Raw genomic sequence first — 3,205 nt, forward strand, 5'->3', positions numbered from 1 at the left:
TCAGCTCCTCGCCGATGAAGCGGAGTTCGGCGCGGTCGTAGAGGCGGGCGGGGGCGTCGAGCCGGATGTACAGGTCGCTGTCGGGGCTGCCGTCGGTGTAGACGCCGATGGACAGCTCCTCGAAGGTTCCGGTGGTCGCGCCGCAGTAGCGGGCGGGGCTGTCGCCGAAGGTGAGCCGCTCGACGAACTCGACGACGTTGACGACGGCGCCGTAGCTGCCGCGGTCGCTCAGCGGGGTTCCGGCGGCCCGCTGGATGTCGGAGTAGTGGCAGGCGGTGTGGTCGAAGATCTCGTACGTGTCGTCGACGAGCGCCTCGGCGATGTCCGCGAAGGACGCGTCGAGGCCGACCTTCGCGCGCACCGGGACCACGTTCACGGCGAGGCCGGGAGTGCGGCTGGCCACGCCGATCCGGTTGCCGACCGCGAGCGAGAGCAGGAACTCGGGGTGCTCGCAGCGGTGCCGCAGGTACACGGCCGTGGCGGCGGTGACCAGTTGGGACATCCACAGGCCCAGGTTCTGCGCGGTCTCGGTCCAGGTGTCGGCCTCGGCGCGCGGCACGGTCAGCGTGCGGGAGGCCATGCCGATGGTCTCGGCCACCTCCGACCAACGGTCGGCGCTGCCGAGCGGCTCGGACAGGGCGGCACGCTGACCGTCGCCGAGGGCGACGCGCGGGAGCTGCGCGGGGGCGGGCGCGTCCTTGAGGTAGTCGCGCCAGAAGGCGGAGTCCTCGGTGAACTTCTCGGAGACGAGGTAGTCGGTGGCCTCGGCCGCGAACGACGCGGTGTCCCAGGGGTGTTCGAGCTCGGGCACCGGCTCGCCGCGCACCAGGGCCGTGTAGACCTCGGCGAGGCGCCGGGACAGCAGGCCGCCCGCGCCGAACCCGTCCGAGATGAGGTGGTGGTAGGCGATGACCAGCAGGTGGCGGGTGTCCGACAGCTTGACCGCGCCCAGACGGAACAGCAGGTCCCGGCCGAGGTCGAAGGGCTGCCGCACCAGTACGGCGAGGGCGTCGCGGGCCGCCTGCTCGGGGTCGGCCTCGGCGCTCAGGTCGAGGGCGAACGGACGCCAGTCGCCCAGCTCCCTGGGGATTAGGCGCAGTCCCTCGCCGTCGTCGGAGAAGGTGACGCGCAGCACCTCCGCCTCGCCCATGACGTGCAGGAACGCAGACCCGATGGCTTCCCGGTCCAGGTCACCGTCCACGTCCCACATGGTCAGCGCGTGGTTCGGCGTGTCGGGGGCCATCTCCTGCGCCCGCCACATGCCCTTGTGCGCAGAGGACGCACCGAATGAACGCACACAGATCAACCCCTAGACAAAATGGCCCGGAAACCGGATGAATTCGCAGATCACCCCCCATGGTCGGGAGAGCGCGGCGGCCGTACAAGACAGTTCGGAACCCGGCGGGACACCGGGCCGTGACGGCTTGCGGTGTCCCGCCGGCGGGACAGGTGCCCCGGCGTGCCCTACGCGGACAGCAGGGTCGTGAGGTGCCCGGCGATGCGCCGCGGCGAGGGGTGCCGCAGCACCAGGTTCGGCCGCAGCTTGTGCCCGGTCGAGGCGCTCAGGCGCTTGCTGAGCTCCACCGACAGCAGCGAGTCGAAGCCGAGCTCCTTGAACTCCCGGTCGGCGTCGACGGATCCGCCGGAGGCGTGTCCGAGCACGACGGCGACCTTCTGGAGGACGTGGTCGAGCACGAGCTCCTTCGCCTCGTCGCCGGAGAGCGCGGCGACCCGCTCGGCCAGGGGGCGCTCGCCGGTGTCGTCGGGCGCGGGCGGCTCGGCGGCCGGCAGCTGTGCGACGGCGGCGGTGGGCGCGGAGCCGAGCCAGTAGCGCTGGTGCTGGAAGGCGTACGTCGGCAGGTCCACGCGGCGGCGGGTGCCGAACAGGGCGGCCCAGTCGACGGCTCCGCCGCGCGCGTGCAGCGTGGCCAGCGAGGTGAGCACGGACTCCACCTCGCCTCTGCCGCGCCTCGAGGACGACAGGACCAGCGCGTCGCCCGAGCCGTCGGCGCCACCGGCGCCGCCGGTGTCGTCGAGGATCTCCTGCACCGGCACGGTCAGCACGGGGTGCGGGCTCACCTCGACGAACACCCGGAACCCGTCCGCGGCCAGCTGCCGTGCGGACGGCTCGAAGAGGACCTTCTCGCGCAGGTTCTCGTACCAGTAGCCGGCGTCGAGGCGCGTGGTGTCGATGACCTCGCCGTACAGGGTCGAGTAGAACGGCACCGTCGACGTCGTGGGACGGACCTCGGCCAGGGAGCCGACCACCTGGTCCCGCACCCGGGCCACGTGGTGGGAGTGCGAGGCGTAGTCGACCTTGATGCGGCGGGCCTGGACGCCCTCGGCGTTCATCTTCTCCACGAACTCGTCGAGCGACTCCGGTTCGCCGGAGACCACGACCGAGGACGGGCCGTTGACGACGGCGACGCTCACCTGGTCGCCCCACGGCGCCAGGTGTCGCTCCACCTCGTCCGCGGACGCGCCCACCGACGCCATCCCGCCGTGCCCGATCAGGCCCACCAGGGCCTTGCTGCGCAGCGCCACGACCCGGGTGGCGTCCCGCAGGGACAGCGCGCCGCTCACGTACGCGGCGGCGATCTCGCCCTGGCTGTGGCCGATCACCGCGGCCGGTTCCACGCCCCAGGACCGCCACAGGGCCGCCGTGGACACCATCACCGCGAACAGCGCGGGCTGCACCACGTCGACGTGGTCGAAGCCCGGGGCGTCCGCAGCGCCGCGGATCACGTCGAGCAGCGACCAGTCGACCCACTCGGACAGGGCCTCGGCGCAGGCGTCGATGCTGCGGGCGAAGACCGGGAACGCCTCGTACAGCTCGCGTCCCATGCCCGCCCACTGGGAGCCCTGGCCCGGGAAGACGAAGGCGACGGGGCCGAGCCCGCCCGCGCTGCCGCGGACGACCGCGGGGGACTCGGTGCCCTCGCTCAACGCGCCGAGGCCGTCGAGGAGTTCGTCGCGGTCGTGGCCGAGGACCACGGCCCGGTGGGTGAACCGGGACCGGCTCGACACGAGCGACCAGCCCACGTCGGCGAGGTCCGGGGACGGGTCGGCGGCGATGAACTCGCGGAGCCTGGCGGCCTGTTGCCGCAGGGCTTGGGCGCTCTTGGCGGACAGCACCCAGGGCACGGGACCCGCGGCGACGGTGCCGTCGGCGGGGCCGGTGGCCGCGGCGGGCCCGTCCGCGGGG

2 protein-coding genes are annotated in these 3,205 nt (G+C 73.0%); both read right to left on the reverse strand.

Annotated features, from left to right (window positions below; translation table 11 throughout):
- The coding region (locus K377_RS40770; protein ID WP_258395323.1) for a condensation domain-containing protein at positions 1-1,297 on the reverse strand (1,297 nt) is incomplete at its 3' end.
- Between the two features lie 167 nt (positions 1,298-1,464).
- A partial coding sequence (locus K377_RS40775) for an acyltransferase domain-containing protein (protein ID WP_146614866.1) occupies positions 1,465-3,205 on the reverse strand: 1,741 nt, incomplete at its 5' end.

Source organism: Streptomyces sp. PsTaAH-137, from assembly GCF_003259365.1.
Classification (GTDB): domain Bacteria; phylum Actinomycetota; class Actinomycetes; order Streptomycetales; family Streptomycetaceae; genus Streptomyces.